Origin of the sequence: Pseudomonas tohonis, from assembly GCF_012767755.2 — a bacterium.
In the GTDB taxonomy this organism is placed as follows: Bacteria; Pseudomonadota; Gammaproteobacteria; order Pseudomonadales; family Pseudomonadaceae; genus Metapseudomonas; species Metapseudomonas tohonis.
The window spans coordinates 417,319-432,030 of sequence record NZ_AP023189.1; the positions used below are offsets into that span (position 1 = coordinate 417,319).

The 14,712-nt window shown below is 69.5% G+C and carries 12 protein-coding genes; 7 read left to right on the top strand and 5 right to left on the bottom strand.

The genetic code is table 11. The annotated features are described in order from the left end of the window. Positions 1 to 3: 3 nt before the first annotated feature. The 6 genes from HSX14_RS01970 to gcvP all read left to right on the top strand — a co-directional run bounded on the left by HSX14_RS01970 (position 4) and on the right by gcvP (position 8,743). Positions 4 to 1,221 carry a 2-octaprenyl-3-methyl-6-methoxy-1,4-benzoquinol hydroxylase gene (locus HSX14_RS01970; protein ID WP_173176642.1) on the top strand — a complete coding sequence of 406 codons (1,218 nt, stop codon included), beginning with the start codon at positions 4 to 6 and terminating at the stop codon, positions 1,219 to 1,221. 117 nt (positions 1,222 to 1,338) lie between these two features. Continuing rightward, positions 1,339 to 2,340, top strand: a complete 1,002-nt coding sequence (locus HSX14_RS01975) for an extracellular solute-binding protein (protein ID WP_173176640.1) — start codon at positions 1,339 to 1,341, stop codon at positions 2,338 to 2,340. Between the two features lie 67 nt (positions 2,341 to 2,407). Then, positions 2,408 to 4,027, top strand: coding sequence for an ABC transporter permease (locus HSX14_RS01980; RefSeq protein ID WP_173176638.1), 1,620 nt, complete (start codon positions 2,408 to 2,410; stop codon positions 4,025 to 4,027). Positions 4,028 to 4,216: 189 nt separating this feature from the next. Next, complete coding sequence (gene gcvT, locus HSX14_RS01985; protein WP_111261114.1) at positions 4,217 to 5,299, top strand: glycine cleavage system aminomethyltransferase GcvT; 1,083 nt, start codon at positions 4,217 to 4,219, stop codon at positions 5,297 to 5,299. Between the two features lie 46 nt (positions 5,300 to 5,345). Continuing rightward, the gene (gene gcvH / locus HSX14_RS01990) at positions 5,346 to 5,735 is read left to right on the top strand and encodes a glycine cleavage system protein GcvH (RefSeq protein WP_111261113.1); all 390 of its coding nucleotides are present in this window, start codon (positions 5,346 to 5,348) and stop codon (positions 5,733 to 5,735) included. A gap of 131 nt (positions 5,736 to 5,866) precedes the next feature. Continuing rightward, a complete protein-coding gene (gene gcvP / locus HSX14_RS01995) occupies positions 5,867 to 8,743 on the top strand; it encodes an aminomethyl-transferring glycine dehydrogenase (protein WP_173176636.1) in 2,877 nt (958 codons plus the stop codon). 160 nt (positions 8,744 to 8,903) lie between these two features. Here gcvP and HSX14_RS02000 read toward each other — a convergent pair whose 3' ends face one another. From HSX14_RS02000 to HSX14_RS02015, 4 genes are all read right to left on the bottom strand, one after another. Then, the gene (locus tag HSX14_RS02000) at positions 8,904 to 9,128 is read right to left on the bottom strand and encodes a hypothetical protein (protein WP_111261111.1); all 225 of its coding nucleotides are present in this window, start codon (positions 9,126 to 9,128) and stop codon (positions 8,904 to 8,906) included. 227 nt (positions 9,129 to 9,355) lie between these two features. Then, positions 9,356 to 9,658, bottom strand: coding sequence for a DUF2388 domain-containing protein (locus tag HSX14_RS02005; RefSeq protein WP_173176634.1), 303 nt, complete (start codon positions 9,656 to 9,658; stop codon positions 9,356 to 9,358). A gap of 131 nt (positions 9,659 to 9,789) precedes the next feature. After that, positions 9,790 to 12,114 carry a multiheme c-type cytochrome gene (locus HSX14_RS02010; protein WP_173176632.1) on the bottom strand — a complete coding sequence of 775 codons (2,325 nt, stop codon included), beginning with the start codon at positions 12,112 to 12,114 and terminating at the stop codon, positions 9,790 to 9,792. 105 nt (positions 12,115 to 12,219) lie between these two features. Continuing rightward, positions 12,220 to 12,492 (bottom strand): hypothetical protein, encoded by a 273-nt coding sequence (locus HSX14_RS02015; RefSeq protein WP_173176630.1) that lies wholly within the window; start codon positions 12,490 to 12,492, stop codon positions 12,220 to 12,222. A gap of 263 nt (positions 12,493 to 12,755) precedes the next feature. On the opposite strand from HSX14_RS02015, the gene HSX14_RS02020 reads away from it, so the two are divergent. Continuing rightward, positions 12,756 to 13,538: an XRE family transcriptional regulator gene (locus tag HSX14_RS02020; RefSeq protein ID WP_173176628.1), complete on the top strand. Its 783-nt coding sequence runs from the start codon at positions 12,756 to 12,758 to the stop codon at positions 13,536 to 13,538. A gap of 134 nt (positions 13,539 to 13,672) precedes the next feature. On the opposite strand, the gene HSX14_RS02025 is transcribed toward HSX14_RS02020, so the two are convergent. Beyond that, a complete protein-coding gene (locus HSX14_RS02025; RefSeq protein ID WP_173176626.1) occupies positions 13,673 to 14,602 on the bottom strand; it encodes a LysR substrate-binding domain-containing protein in 930 nt (309 codons plus the stop codon). Positions 14,603 to 14,712: the final 110 nt, after the last annotated feature.

A 14,712-nucleotide genomic window follows, 5' to 3' on the forward strand; every position in this document is an offset into this window, starting at 1 on the left:
CACATGCAAGCGGATCTGATCATCGTCGGTGCCGGCATGGTGGGCAGTGCCCTCGGCCTGGCGCTCAAGGACAGCGGCCTGGAGATCATCCTGATCGACGGCAGCCCCCTGAGCATCAAGCCCTTCGACGCCGAGGCCGCCTTCGAGCCACGGGTCAGCGCCCTGTCCGCCGCCAGCCAGCGCATCCTCCAGCGCCTCGGTGCCTGGGACGGCGTCGCCGCGCGCCGAGCCAGCCCCTATGGCGAGATGCAGGTCTGGGACGGTTCCGGCACCGGCAACATCCACTTCTCCGCCGCCAGCGTGCACGCCGAGGTGCTCGGCCACATCGTCGAGAACCGGGTGATCCAGGAAGCCTTGCTGGAGCCGCTGCACGACAGCGGCGTCGGCCTGCTGCCCAACGCCCGCCTGGAGCGCCTGCGGCGTTCCGGCGACGACTGGCTGCTGACCCTGGTGGATGGCCGCGAGCTGCGCGCCCCGCTGGTGATCGCCGCCGACGGTGCCAATTCCGCCGTGCGCCGCCTGGCCGGCTGCGCCACCCGCGAGTGGGATTACCTGCACCACGCCATCGTCACCAGCGTGCGCTGCGAACAGCCGCACCACCGCACCGCCTGGCAGCGCTTCACCGACGACGGCCCGCTGGCCTTCCTGCCGCTGGATCGCCAGGGCGACGAACACTGGTGCTCCATCGTCTGGTCCACCACGCCCGAGCAGGCCACGCGCCTGATGGCCCTGGACGACGAGGCCTTCCGCGTCGAGCTGGGCAAGGCCTTCGAGCATCGCCTGGGCCGCGTCGAGGCCGCCGATCCACGCCTGTGCATCCCGCTGCGCCAGCGCCACGCCAAGCGCTACGTGGAGCCGGGCCTGGCCCTCATCGGCGATGCCGCCCACACCATCCACCCGCTGGCCGGGCAGGGCGTCAACCTCGGCTTCCTCGACGCCGCGGTGCTGGCCGAGGTGCTGCTGCACGCCCATGGCCGTGGCGAGCGCCTGGCCGATGAGCGCGTGCTCAGCCGCTTCGAGCGCCGGCGCATGCCGCACAACCTGGGGATGATGGCGGCGATGGAAGGCTTCCAGCGCCTGTTCCAGGCCGACCCGCTGCCGCTGCGCTGGCTGCGCAACGCGGGGCTCGACCTGGTCGACGGCCTGCCCGAGGCCAAGGCCCTGTTCGTGCGCCAGGCCCTGGGCCTTTCCGGCGACCTGCCGGAGCTCGCCCGCGTCTGACCTCCCCGGGCCGCGCGCGCGGCCCGGGCGAAACACCTCGTCATACAAAGCGCCGTCGGATGCCAACTGAGGTTGATTATCATCTGGCTCCTTTTGTCCATCGCGAGGCATTCGCAAATGAAGGCGCGCAACTCCCTGCTCACGCTCCTGGCCGTCGGCCTGGGCGCTACCTCCGTCCAGGCAGCCGATGAAGTGGTGGTCTATTCGTCGCGAATCGACGAGCTGATCAAGCCGGTGTTCGATGCCTACACCGCGAAAACCGGCGTCCCCATCAAGTTCATCACCGACAAGGAAGCCCCGCTGATGCAGCGCATCAAGGCCGAGGGCGAGAACGGCGTGGCCGACCTGCTGCTCACCGTCGACGGCGGCAATCTCTGGCAGGCCGAGCAGATGGGCATCCTGCAACCCTTCAGCTCCCCCACCGTCAAGGCCAACATCCCCGCGCAGTACCGTTCCGGCACCGACAGCTGGACCGGCCTCTCGCTGCGCGCGCGCACCATCGTCTACTCCACCGAGCGGGTGAAGCCGGAGGCGCTCTCCACCTACGAGGCCCTGGCCGATTCCAGCTGGGAAGGCCGCCTGTGCCTGCGCTCTTCGAAGAAGGTCTACAACCAGTCGTTGACCGCCACCCTGATCGAGGCGCGCGGCGCCACCGAGGCCGAGAAGGTGCTCAAGGGCTGGGTCGCCAACCTGGCCACCGACCCCTTCGCCGACGACAACGCGGTGATCCAGGCGGTGGACGCCGGCCAGTGCGACGTCGGCATCGTCAACACCTACTACTACGGGCGCCTGCACCAGCAGAACCCGAAGCTGCGCGCCAAGCTGTTCTGGCCCAACCAGGCCGACCGTGGCGTGCACGTCAACCTCTCCGGCATCGGCCTGACCCGCCACGCGCCCCATCCCGAGGCGGCCAAGGCACTGGTGGAGTGGATGACCACCCCCGAGGCGCAGAGCCTGTTCGCCGGGGTCAACCAGGAATACCCCGCCAACCCGGCGGTGCAGCCGTCGGCCGAAGTGGCCGCCTGGGGCGCCTTCAAGGCCGACGACGTACCGGTGGAAATCACCGGCAAGCGCCAGGCCGAAGCCATCCGCATGATGGACCGGGTGTCCTGGAACTGACCCGCGCCGGGGCGCCCCCCGGTGGGCGCCCCTCGCCACCCTTCTCCCGCCTGGTCGAGAACCCCGCTTGAAGCGTCCCGCCCTGCGCCGCTGGTACCCCATCACCTTCGCCATCGCCGCCCTGGTGCTGCTGCCGCTCTGCGTGCTGCTGTTGTCCTGGCACGAGGTGGACCGGGAGATCTGGGCGCACCTGTGGGACACCCAGTTGCCACGCCTCCTGGGCAACAGCCTGGTGCTGGTGCTCGGCGTCGGCTGCGGGGTGACGCTGCTGGGCGTCAGCCTGGCCTGGCTCACCAGCCTCTGCGAGTTCCCCGGCCGGCGCTGGCTGGACTGGGCGCTGATGCTGCCCTTCGCCATCCCCGCCTACGTGCTGGCCTTCGTCTTCATCGGCCTGTTCGACTTCGCCGGCCCGGTGCAGAGCCTGCTGCGCGAAGGGTTCGGCAGCGGCGTGCGCCTGCCCCGCGTGCGATCCACCGGCGGGGTGATCACCGTACTGGTGCTGGTCTTCTACCCCTACGTCTACCTGCTGGCGCGCAGCGCCTTCCTGGCTCAGGGGCGGGGGCTGATGGAGGCCGCGCGCACCCTGGGGCTGACACCCTGGCAGGCGTTCTGGCGCGTCGCCCTGCCCATGGCGCGACCGGCCATCGGCGCCGGGCTGGCCCTGGCGATCATGGAGACCCTGGCCGACTTCGGCGCGGTCTCGGTGTTCAACTTCGACACCTTCACCACCGCCATCTACAAGACCTGGTACGGCTTCTTCAGCCTCGGCAGCGCGGCCCAGCTGGCCAGCCTGTTGTTGCTCGGCGTGTGCCTGGTGCTCTATGGCGAGCGCCGCGCGCGTGGCGTCACCCGCCCGGCCAGCGAACGGCCCCGTGGCGCCGCCCTCTATCACCTGCGTGGCGCCCGGGCCTGGGCGGCCACCGCCTGGTGCGGCCTGGTGTTCGCCTGCGCCTTCGTCATCCCCCTGCTGCAACTGCTCGTCTGGTGCTGGCAGCGCGGTCGCTTCGACCTCGACGAGCGCTACCTGGGGCTGATCCTGCACAGCCTCTACCTGGGCGCGATGGCGGCGCTGATCACCGTTGCGGTGGCCTTGCTGCTGGCCTTCGCCCGGCGCCAGGAGCCGACCCGGCCGATCCGCTCGGCGGTAGGCCTGGCCAACCTCGGCTACGCCCTGCCGGGCTCGGTGCTGGCGGTGGCCATCATGCTCGCCTTCAGCTGGCTCGACCGCGAGCTGGTGGTGCCTGTGTCCGGCCTGCTCGGCGGGGCCGGCAAGCCGCTCTTGGTGGGCAGCCTCTCGGCCCTGCTGCTGGCCTACCTGGTGCGCTTCATGGCGGTGGCCCATGGGCCGCTGGAGAACGCCCTGGCGCGCATCCGCCCAGCGCTGCCGGAGGCCGCGCGCAGCCTCGGCGTCGCCGGCCCGCGTCTGTTCCTGCGGGTCTACCTGCCGTTGCTGGTGCCCGGCGCCCTGAGCGCGGCGCTGCTGGTGTTCGTCGATGTGCTCAAGGAGATGCCCGCCACCCTGCTCATGCGTCCGTTCGGCTGGGACACGCTCGCGGTGCGCATCTTCGAGATGACCAGCGAGGGCGAATGGGCCCGCGCTTCGCTGCCCGCCCTGAGCCTCGTGCTGGTGGGGCTGCTGCCGGTGGTCGGCCTGATCCGCCGTTCCGCCCGGGGTTTCGGGCGCTGAAACATGGCGTGACCGGTGGGTCGCCGGTCGGGTGTCCAGTCTTCCACCTTGCGGCTACAATGCGCGCCATTCGTTGCGGCGCGTCTGCATGAAAGGGTGCCGGGAGCCCCCGCCTGGGCCACCCAAAGCCAGGCCCGGCAAGGGCTCCGCACCCGTCCGCATCTTCGCCAAGCCCGGAAGGAGAAACCCATGGGACAGCGTACCCCCCTCTACGATCTGCACCTGGCGTTGGGGGCCAAGATGGTCGATTTCGGCGGCTGGGACATGCCGCTGCACTACGGCTCGCAAGTCGATGAGCACCACCAGGTGCGCACCGATTGTGGCGTCTTCGATGTCTCCCACATGACCGTGGTCGACGTGTCCGGCAGCCAGGCCGCGGCCTACCTCCAGCGCCTGCTGGCCAATGACGTCGACCGCCTCGGGACCCCCGGCAAGGCGCTCTACAGCGCGATGCTCAACGAGCGTGGCGGTGTCATCGACGACCTCATCGTCTACCTCACCCACGACGGCTACCGCCTGGTGGTCAACGCCGCCACCCGCGACAAGGACCTGGCCTGGATGCACAAGCAGGCCGAGGGCTTCGCGGTACGCCTCGAGGAGCGCAGCGACCTGGCCCTGCTCGCCATCCAGGGCCCCGCCTCCCGCCACCGTACCGCCGAGCTGGTGAGCAGTGCCCGCGCCTCGCTGATCCATGAACTCAGGCCCTTCCAGGGCCTGCCCGAAGGCGACTGGTTCATCGCCCGCACCGGCTATACCGGTGAGGACGGCCTTGAAATCATGCTCCCGCGCGACCAGGCAGCGGGCTTTCTCAACGAACTGGTGGGCGCCGGTATCGCGCCCATCGGCCTCGGGGCCCGTGACACCCTGCGCCTGGAGGCGGGCCTGAACCTCTATGGCCAGGACATGGACGAGGACAACTCGCCCCTGGCCTCGAACCTGGCCTGGACCATCGCCTGGGAACCCGCCGGCCGCGACTTCATCGGCCGTGCCGCGCTGGAAGCCCAGCGCGCCGCCGGCGAGCAGCCGAAGCTGGTGGGCCTGGTGCTGGAGGAGCGCGGCGTGCTGCGCGCCCACCAGGTGGTGCGGGTGGAGGGCGTGGGCGAGGGTGAGATCACCAGCGGCAGCTTCTCGCCCACCCTCGGCAAGTCCATCGCCCTGGCCCGCCTGCCGGCGGGGACCTGCGATCGCGCCGAAGTGGAAATCCGTGGCAAGTGGTACCCGGTTCGTGTCGTCCAGCCGAACTTTGTTCGCAATGGCAAAGCCTTGATCTAAATTTTCCTGGCGGGCCGACCGCCGCCGTCCTTTAGGAGCCTGAACAATGAGCAACATCCCCGCCGATCTGCGTTATGCCCCCAGCCACGAGTGGGCCCGCCTGGAAGCCGATGGCAGCGTTACCGTGGGCATTTCCGACCATGCCCAGGAAGCCTTGGGCGACGTGGTCTTCGTCGAGCTGCCGGAAGTCGGCAAGACCCTGGCCGCCGGCCAGGAAGCCGGAGTGGTCGAGTCGGTGAAGGCCGCCTCGGACATCTACTCGCCGGTTTCCGGCGAGGTGATCGCCATCAACGAGCAACTGACCGAGTCCCCCGAGGACGTCAACAGCGACCCCTACGGCGCCTGGTTCTTCAAGCTCAAGCCGGCCAACACCGCCGAGCTGGACAAGCTGCTGGACGCCGCCGCCTACAAGGCCTCCGCCGACTCCGACGCCTGACCCCACCCGGCGCGCCGCTCCTCCCTGGGGCGGCCGCCGGCGTCCCGCCCGGCGGGTCTCCCCGACCAGCCGGCCGGCCATCCTGGAAATGCTTGCCTAAGCTTATTGGGCCATTTCCAGAGGCCGATCCCATGTCGCACTTCCCACCGCTGTCCCAGCTGCAACAGCCCGATGCGTTCCTCCGCCGCCACCTGGGCCCGGACCCGGCCGAGCAGCAGGCCATGCTCGAGACCCTGGGCCTCGCCGACCGCGACGAACTGGTGGTGCAGACGGTGCCGCCGGCGATCCGCCTCAACCGCCCGCTGGACCTGCCGCCCGCCCTCGACGAGGAAGGCGCCCTGGCGAAGCTGCGCGCCCATGCGCAGCGCAACGAGGTGTGGACCAGCCTGATCGGCATGGGCTACCACGGCACCCTGACCCCGGCGGTGATCCTGCGCAACGTGCTGGAGAACCCCGGCTGGTACACGGCCTACACCCCCTACCAGCCGGAGATCGCCCAGGGCCGCCTGGAGGCGCTGCTGAATTTCCAGCAGATGACCATCGACCTCACCGGCCTGGAGCTGGCCAGCGCCTCGCTGCTGGACGAAGCCACCGCCGCCGCCGAGGCCATGGCCCTGGCCAGGCGCGTGGCCAAGGCCAGGAGCAACCTGTTCTTCGCCGACCAGAACTGCCACCCGCAGACCCTCTCCGTGGTGCGCACCCGCGCCGAGGCCTTCGGCTTCGAGCTGGTGGTGGACGCGGTGGAGAACCTGCCTTCGCATCAGGTGTTCGGCGCCTTGCTGCAATACCCGGACACCCACGGCGAGATCCGCGACCTGCGTCCCCTGATCGACCACCTGCACGGCCAGCAGGCGCTGGCCTGCGTCGCCGCCGACCTGCTCGGCCTGCTGCTGCTGACCCCGCCCGGCGAGCTGGGCGCCGACGTGGTGTTCGGCTCGGCCCAGCGCTTCGGCGTGCCCATGGGCTACGGCGGCCCCCATGCCGCCTTCTTCGCCACCCGCGACGAATTCAAGCGCGCCATGCCCGGGCGCATCATCGGCGTCTCCAAGGACGCCCGGGGCAACCTCGCCCTGCGCATGGCCCTGCAGACCCGCGAACAGCACATCCGCCGCGAGAAGGCCAACTCCAACATCTGCACCGCCCAGGTGCTGCTGGCCAACATCGCCGGCTTCTACGCCGTCTACCATGGCCCCCAGGGCCTCAAGCGCATCGCCCAGCGCGTGCACCGGCTCACCGCCATCCTCGCCGAGGGGCTGGCACGCAAGGACATGCAGCGGGTCAACCAGCACTACTTCGACACCCTCACCCTGGAGGTGGGCGGCAGCCAGACGGCGATCATCGAATCGGCGAAGGCCGCCCGCATCAACCTGCGCATCCTCGGGCGCGGCCGGCTCGGCTTGAGCCTGGACGAGACCAGCAGCGCGGCCACCGTCGAGCAGTTGTGGAGCATCTTCCTCGGCGCCGACCACGGCCTCTCGGTGGACGAGCTGGACGCCGGCGTGCTGGTGCCGGGCATTCCCGCCACCCTGGCGCGCGAGTCCGCCTACCTCGAACACCCGGTGTTCAACACCCACCACAGCGAGACCGAGATGCTGCGTTACCTCAAGCAGCTGGAGAACAAGGACCTGGCGCTCAACCAGTCGATGATCCCCCTGGGCTCCTGCACCATGAAGCTCAACGCCACCAGCGAGATGATCCCCATCACCTGGCCGGAGTTCGCCGCCATCCACCCCTTCGCGCCGCTGGAGCAGGCCCAGGGCTACCAGGCGATGATCGCCGAGCTGGAGGAATGGCTGCGGGCGATCACCGGCTTCGACGCCATCTGCATGCAGCCCAACTCCGGGGCCCAGGGCGAGTACGCCGGGCTGCTGGCGATCCGCAAGTACCACGAGAGCCGGGGCGAGGCGCATCGCACCATCTGCCTGATCCCCGCCTCGGCCCACGGCACCAACCCGGCCTCGGCGCAGATGGCGAGCATGCGCGTGGTGATCGTCGAGTGCGACAAGGCCGGCAACGTCGACCTCGACGACCTCAAGGCCAAGGCGGCCGAGGCGGGCGCGCAGCTGTCCTGCCTGATGGCCACCTACCCCTCGACCCACGGCGTGTACGAGGAAGGCATCCGCGAGATCTGCGAGGTCATCCACGCCCAGGGCGGGCAGGTCTACATGGATGGCGCCAACCTCAACGCCCAGGTCGGCCTGGCGCGCCCGGCCGACATCGGCGCCGACGTCTCGCACATGAACCTGCACAAGACCTTCTGCATCCCCCACGGCGGCGGTGGCCCGGGCATGGGGCCGATCGGCGTGCGCGCGCACCTGGCGCCCTTCGTCGCCAACCACCCGGTGATCGAACTCAAGGGGCCGAACCCGGAGAACGGGGCGGTGAGCGCGGCGCCCTGGGGCAGCGCCAGCATCCTGCCGATCAGTTGGATGTACATCGCCATGATGGGCCCGCAACTGGCGGATGCGACGGAGCTGGCCATCCTCAACGCCAACTACCTGGCCAAGCGCCTCGGCGAGGCCTACCCGGTGCTCTACACCGGGCGCAACGAGCGGGTGGCCCACGAGTGCATCCTCGACCTGCGCCCGCTCAAGGCCGAGACCGGGATCAGCGAGGAGGACGTGGCCAAGCGCCTGATGGACTACGGCTTCCACGCGCCGACCATGTCATTCCCGGTGCCCGGCACCCTGATGGTCGAGCCCACCGAGAGCGAGTCCAAGCATGAGCTGGACCGCTTCATCGAGGCCATGCTCGGCATCCGCGCGGAGATCGCCAAGGTGCAGGCCGGCGAGTGGCCGGCCGAGGACAACCCGCTCAAGCGCGCGCCGCACACCCTGGCCGACGTGGTGGGCATCTGGGAGCGGCCCTACAGCATCGAGCAGGCCGTCACGCCCACCGCGCACACCCGGGCGCACAAGTACTGGCCGACGGTGAACCGCGTCGACAACGTCTATGGCGACCGCAACCTGTTCTGCGCCTGCGTACCCCTGGAGGACTACCGCGAGTAGGGCCTCTTAAAAAACTGCCTGCGTTGCCATCGCTGCGTTGAAAACAGGCCCCAAGTGCTCATCCACACGGCGTGAACTGCGCTTTTCCCCTGTCTCTGTCTTGCACCGACGGCCTCGCCGACGTTCTTGGATATGCCCGGCAGCCGCTACGTGGCCGGGGTCACTCGGCCTTCAGTTGCAGGCGTCCGAGCAGGCCGATCAGCAACACGTTGAAGACGATCAGCAGCAGGCTGCTGGCCAGGCCGACGAGGTTGATCAGCGTGCTCGGCATGAAATCGAAGAGGCTGAAGTCGAGCATCGAGAGCACGCGCTCGCCGAACCAGAACAGGTCGATCACGATCATCAGGATCAGCACGATCTTCAGCGTGGGAACGGGGTTGCCCATGGGGTACGTCCTTGTGGGAAGGGAGTGGAGGGGCCGTTGCGCCGTGACGCCGGCCCGTTGCTTTTTGCCTGAGCCAAGCGCCGCCCGCAACCACCGGATGCGCAGGGTGCGCGCCGGGTAACGCTTCGGCGCGCGGCGTCGGGGCAAAGAAAAGGGCCCTCAGCCGTGCTGAGGGCCCTTGGTGCATTCCATGCCGCGCTGCAAGCGCCCGCGCCTGCGGGTTTCCCTTATTCGCTGGCGAGGATGGCGGTGGCCAGTTCCTCGTCGCTGGCCTGGATGCCGGGGTTGTCGGCACGGACCTGCTTCAGGGCGGCTTCCAGGAAGGGGCCGCGGATGGCGCCGTCGCTGGCGACGAAGCTGCTGGCGTCCTCGCGGGCGGCCACGATCAGCTTGTGGTCCTTGAAGGTCACATAGGTGGAGGCGGTCGTGGCGCCGGAAGAGATCACGTTGCGCCAGAAGGTATCTGCCATGGCCGAGCCGGCAGGGATGGCGGCCAGGGCGATGACAGCGGCAGCTACTGTGGTACGCATGGGATGACTCCAGGTTGTTGTGGGGGGAACCTGCAATTGAGATTCCGGGCGCCCCCGGGGAGTTCCGTCACGCCGCCTGGCAGCCGCCGATCGGTCATGGCAGCTGGCCAGTCGGCATGGCCGCGACGCGGCTATTCGCGCTTGAGCGCCGGGTCGTCCGGATTGAGCTGCTCCAGCTCGGCGAGCAGTGCCTGCACCTTCTGGATCTGCCCCGCCTCGCGCCAGTAGCCGATCAGCGTCAGGCGCGCCTCGCGGTTGGCCGGCGCGTTCTCCAGCACCTGCTCCAGGCGCTGGCAGGCTTCCTCCAGCTTGCCGTCGTCGTGCAGCGCGGTCGCCAGCGCGTGGCCGTACTGGGCATTGCCGGGCTCCAGGCGCACCGCCTCGCGGAAGGCGGCGATGGCGTCCTGGCGTTCCCCCTTGCGCAGCAGCGCCAGGCCGCGAGCGTGGTGCAGCAGCGCCGATTGCGGGTGATCGCGCAAGGCCTCGGCCAGCAGCCGCTGGCCTTCCTCCCAGCGGTAGTTGGCGTCGAGCCATTGCACCAGCGCCACGCGGGCGGGGAGGAAATCGGGGTCGCGCTCGACGGCCGTGCGCAGGCGGCCCTCCACCTGGTCGGCGCGGCCGTTGCCCTGGTAGAGCGACGCGAGGTTGAGGTTGGCCTCGGCGCGCTCGGCCAGGTTCAGCTGGATGGCCTCGTACTCGCCGATGGCCTTGTTCCAGGCCTTCTCGTAATTGCCCAGGCCCGTGGTGCCCATGCCCAGCAGGCCGCGCGCGGCGATGGCGCGCACGGCCAGCACCGGGTCGTTGAGCAGCGGGCCCAGCAGGTCGCGGCGTTGCTCCGGCGGCAGCAGGGCATTGACCGCGCGCACCGCCGCCTCGCGCACCTGGGGCGCGGCGTGGTTGAGGTCGTTGGCGGCCAGGTTCAGGGCCCGCTCGCTGGGGTAGCCGGGCAGCTCGGCGAGCAGGGTGGCGCGGCGGATCGCCGGCAGATCGCCGCGCTCCAGTTGCTGGAACAGCGCGCGCGAGGCGCCGGGGCGGCCGTTGCGCACCAGGGCCAGGCTTTCGTCGTAGCGCGGCGCGGTGTCCCGGGCCTTGCCGTACCAGTGCTCGAACTGCTCGGCGACCGCCTGGCCGGCGACATCCTGGTGGCAGCCGAGGCAGGCGTCGGGCGTGCCGAGCTTCAGCGCGCGGCCCGGGTTGGGCAGGCTGAAGCCGTGGTCGTGGCGGTAGTCGATACCCATGAGCGTCTTGCCCGGCATGTGGCAGTCGATGCACTGCGAGCCGGGCTGCCCGGCGGTGTGGCGCAGGTGCTCGGGGGCTTCGTAGTCGCGCGCCTTCAGGCCCCGGTCGTCGATGCCGGCCACGGCGCTCTTGCCGGCGGGGTTGTGGCATTGGGTGCAGAGGGCGTTGCCCTGGACCTTGAGGCCGCCGCCGTGTGGGTCGTGGCAGGTGCTGCAGCTCAGGCCCCGGGCGTACATGCGGCTCTGGGTGAAGGAGCCGTACTCGTAGACCTGCTCCTTGAAGGTGCCGTCCAGCTCATAGAGTTCACGGGTCAGCGCGCTGGGCAGGTAGTTGTCCATCAGCCGCTTGCCGAAGGCGTGGTCGTCGTTCAGCGGCACGCGCCGGGCGTGGCAGCGGGCGCAGGTCTCCACCTGCAGGCGGTTGCTGGCACGGGTGAGGTCGAGGGCGAAGCCGGCCTGGGAGTGCAGGCCCTTGAAGCGTGCCCATTCCAGGTGGCGCGAGGCCGGGCCGTGGCAGGCCTGGCAGCCGACGCCCAGGGCATGCCACTGGCTGGCGTAGGTGCCGGTGCCGTCGTCGAAGCCACGGACGTAGCCGGTGGTATGGCAATCGATGCACTGGAAGTTGGCGTTCTGCGACGGCTTGCTCCAGTGCTGCGGGTTGCGCAAATCGACGCCCTGGCCGGGGGCGAGGTGGAACCAGGCCTTCTTGCGCGTATCCCAGGCCACGTCCAGGGCCTGCAGGCGGCCGCCGGAAAACTCCAGCAGGTATTGCTGCAGCGGCGCGACGCCGAAGGCATAGGCCACCTTGAAATCCGCCGGCTGGCCGTCGGGGCCCGTGGTGTTCACCCAGTAGCCGCCGTCCTTGCGGAAGAAGCGGGTGCTCCCGCCTTCGCCGTCGAAGCGGGCGTCGTCGAAGTCGCCCTGCACCGAGCGTGGCGTGGCCTCCTGCATCGCCAATTGGTGGTGGGAGCCTTTCCAGGCCCTGGCCTGGGGGGCATGGCAGGTGCCGCACTGCTGTTCGTCGACCATCTGCGCCGGCCCCTGCTCCGCAAGCGCCGGCACCGTGGCCCGGGCCGGCACGTACGGCTTGCCGCCCTGCACCCACAGCCAGCCACCCAGGCCCACCAGCAGCAACAGGGCGGCGAGCACGGGAAGGACGTAACTGGGGCGGCTGGGCGTACGCGCGGGGGAATCGGGTGCGTTCGGGCGTTTCGGCATGCAGACGTCCGCTGTGGTGCATGGATTCACGGAAGCGCGCAGCTTCCGTGAATGCGCCCGAGGCTGTCAAACCAGCCCGAGACGGGCGGCACGCCACGGCGGTGCTCAGTGGCAGAGGCTGAGCAGATGCGGTCGATAATGGCCCCCCGGCTCCGCGCTGATGGTGCAGAGAAAGCTCAGCTCGGCAGGGGTATCCAGCCAGGCCATCTGCTCGAACAGGCGGGGCTCGGCGGTCACCTGCTGCACCAGGTAGCCACGGTGCTGGTCGCGCTCCTCGTCGGTCGCCGGCTGCCGGGCGATGACCGCGTAGCACTGGTCGTGGCCTTCGAGGCTGTGGCGATGGATGCCGAGGCACAGGACGGTGAGTTGAAATTGCATGTCGCATCTCCTTTCGCGATTGGGTGCCTTGCGGCACATGCCCATCCGGGCGCTGTAACTGAAAGCCTCCCTCCGCCCTGCGCGCCCATGCCTGGGGGCCACGGGCCCGTGCCGGCGACCGGCGTTCTTCCCGACGCCTGGTCCTGCCGGCTGGCGGGCCGCGAGTGGAACACGGGCACGCATCGGCGGGCGGAGGGAGGTTGAAAACCCGTGGCGTCCGGTCGCCGGATGCCAGAGGAACAACCCGCTTAGGGATAATACACATGGTAATTCGTGCTTCGAGGGTGTATTACACTGGGTCACTGGTCGCCGGCAATACGGCGCGTAATGTCGCGCCCATGAAGAAATGGAACCTGCTGGCCAAGGCCAGGATGAAAGATCTCGGCGTCACCCAGGAGCAATTGGCCGAACGCCTGCACGTGACCCAGGGCGCGGTCGCGCACTGGCTCGGCGGGCGTCGCGAGCCCGGGCTGACACGTATCAACCAGATACTCGGCGCGCTGCACATGCCTCCGCTGAGCATCGGCGGGCAGGCCGTGCAATCGTCCATGGCGCCCGACGACGGCAAGCAGGCCGCAGACGCCCCGGATGGCGTGGCCCCTATGACCATCGGAGAACCTGAGTCGTCCCGCTATGAATACGAAATCGAGCTTCCGCTGCTGCGCGAGTCCGAGGGCGATTCAGAGCGTCCCGCCGCGCTGGAGGAATTGGACTACTCCGGTATTCGCTTCAGCCGGCATGCCTTGCAGCAGCGTCAGATAGAACCGGAACACGTTGCCTGCGTCATCGTCAGCGGCGACAGCATGGAACCGCTCTTCCCCGACGGCGCGGTCCTCGGAATCGATCGTGGGCGCTGCGAGCTGGTGGATGGCAAGGTCTACGCCCTGGTCGACGAAGGCATGCTGAGGATCAAGGTCCTGCACCGCCTTCCGGCCGGCCAGATTCGCCTGCGCAGCTACAAGCGCGAGGAGTACCCCGACGAGGAACGTCCCCAGGCCGGCATCCAGATCATCGGGCAGGTGTTCTGGTCCTCGGTGCTCTGGTGAACCGCCCGCCTGCCCGGGCGGCGTAGCCCCTTCCCCGGCCGTTCCGGCCGGGCAGCCCTGAACCGCCTCCGCGTCATCCCCCCAGGCCATCCCGCCCCGCTGCATCCCTGCCAGCCGCCCCGTCCGGGCGGGCCTCAGCGTGGGTGGTCCAGCAGCGGTTCGCTGCGTTTGTTGAGCCCCGGGAGGCTGGCCTGCAGCTGGTGCTTCACCCAGTTGCTGAAGGCGCGCACGGCCGGGCGCTCGGCTCGCAGCGGGTCGGCTACCAGGTAGTAGCCGCGGTGGGAGTCGATGCTGATCTCGAAGGGACGTACCAGCAGGCCGCGCGCCAGGGCGTCGCCGCTGAGCAGGTTGTCGCCGATGGCCATGCCCTGGGCGGCGATGCACGCCGACTGCGCGCAGTGGGCGTCGGAGAAGACGATGCCGGTGGCCGCGTCGATGTTGGAGGCGCCCGCGGTCGCCAGCCAGACGCGCCAGTCGGTGTGGTCGGTCATGTGCAGCAGGGGGAAGCCGCCCAGCTCCTGGGGGCTCTTGAGCCCGCCGTGGGCGTTGATCAGGCGCGGGCTGCAGACCGGGAAGAAGCGCAAGGGGACGATCTGCTCCACCCACTGGTCCGGCCAGTCGCCGATGCCGTAGGCGATGAACAGGTCGGCGTTGCCGTTGCTGGTGTCGTCCGGGGCGCGGGGCGAGATCACCTGCAATTGCACCTGGGGGAACTGGCGGAGAAAGGCGCCGATGTGGTGGCACAGCCAGTAGGTGGCGAAGCCGGGGTTGCAGCTCACGCAGAGCCGCCCCGAGACCTGCTGCTCGTCGAGGCCCAGGGCGGCCTCCTGCAGCGTGGAGAGGACCTTGTGCACTTCCCGCGCATAGCGCTCGCCCTGGTAGGTGAGGCCGATGCCGCGCCCGATGCGCTCGGTGAGGGCGAAGCCGAGGCTCTGCTCCAGGCTGCTGACCTGGTGGCTGATGGCGCTGCGGGTGAGGCTCAGTTCCCGGGCCGCAGCCGACACGCTGCCCAGGCGGGCGATGGCGTCCAGGGCGCGGATGGCGGTCATCGAGGGGTAGCGCATGGGGGCTCCTGGGGCGTCGAATGGTGAATCGGATTGAACAATACGGCAAAAACAATTCGATTGTTGTAGCGCGCGACTCACCAATAATGGGGTCATTCGCCGGGCCCTTC

Bases quoted from the DNA above. Each gene is read 5' to 3' on its own strand.
- gcvT (WP_111261114.1), top strand. From the start codon at position 4,217: ATGGGACAGCGTACCCCCCTCTACGATCTGCACCTGGCGTTGGGGGCC.
- HSX14_RS01975 (WP_173176640.1), top strand. From the start codon at position 1,339: ATGAAGGCGCGCAACTCCCTGCTCACGCTCCTGGCCGTCGGCCTGGGC.
- HSX14_RS02015 (WP_173176630.1), bottom strand. From the start codon at position 12,492: ATGCAATTTCAACTCACCGTCCTGTGCCTCGGCATCCATCGCCACAGC.
- gcvH (WP_111261113.1), top strand. From the start codon at position 5,346: ATGAGCAACATCCCCGCCGATCTGCGTTATGCCCCCAGCCACGAGTGG.
- HSX14_RS02005 (WP_173176634.1), bottom strand. From the start codon at position 9,658: ATGCGTACCACAGTAGCTGCCGCTGTCATCGCCCTGGCCGCCATCCCT.
- HSX14_RS02025 (WP_173176626.1), bottom strand. From the start codon at position 14,602: ATGCGCTACCCCTCGATGACCGCCATCCGCGCCCTGGACGCCATCGCC.
- gcvP (WP_173176636.1), top strand. From the start codon at position 5,867: ATGTCGCACTTCCCACCGCTGTCCCAGCTGCAACAGCCCGATGCGTTC.
- HSX14_RS02010 (WP_173176632.1), bottom strand. From the start codon at position 12,114: ATGCCGAAACGCCCGAACGCACCCGATTCCCCCGCGCGTACGCCCAGC.
- HSX14_RS02020 (WP_173176628.1), top strand. From the start codon at position 12,756: ATGGTAATTCGTGCTTCGAGGGTGTATTACACTGGGTCACTGGTCGCC.
- HSX14_RS01970 (WP_173176642.1), top strand. From the start codon at position 4: ATGCAAGCGGATCTGATCATCGTCGGTGCCGGCATGGTGGGCAGTGCC.
- HSX14_RS02000 (WP_111261111.1), bottom strand. From the start codon at position 9,128: ATGGGCAACCCCGTTCCCACGCTGAAGATCGTGCTGATCCTGATGATC.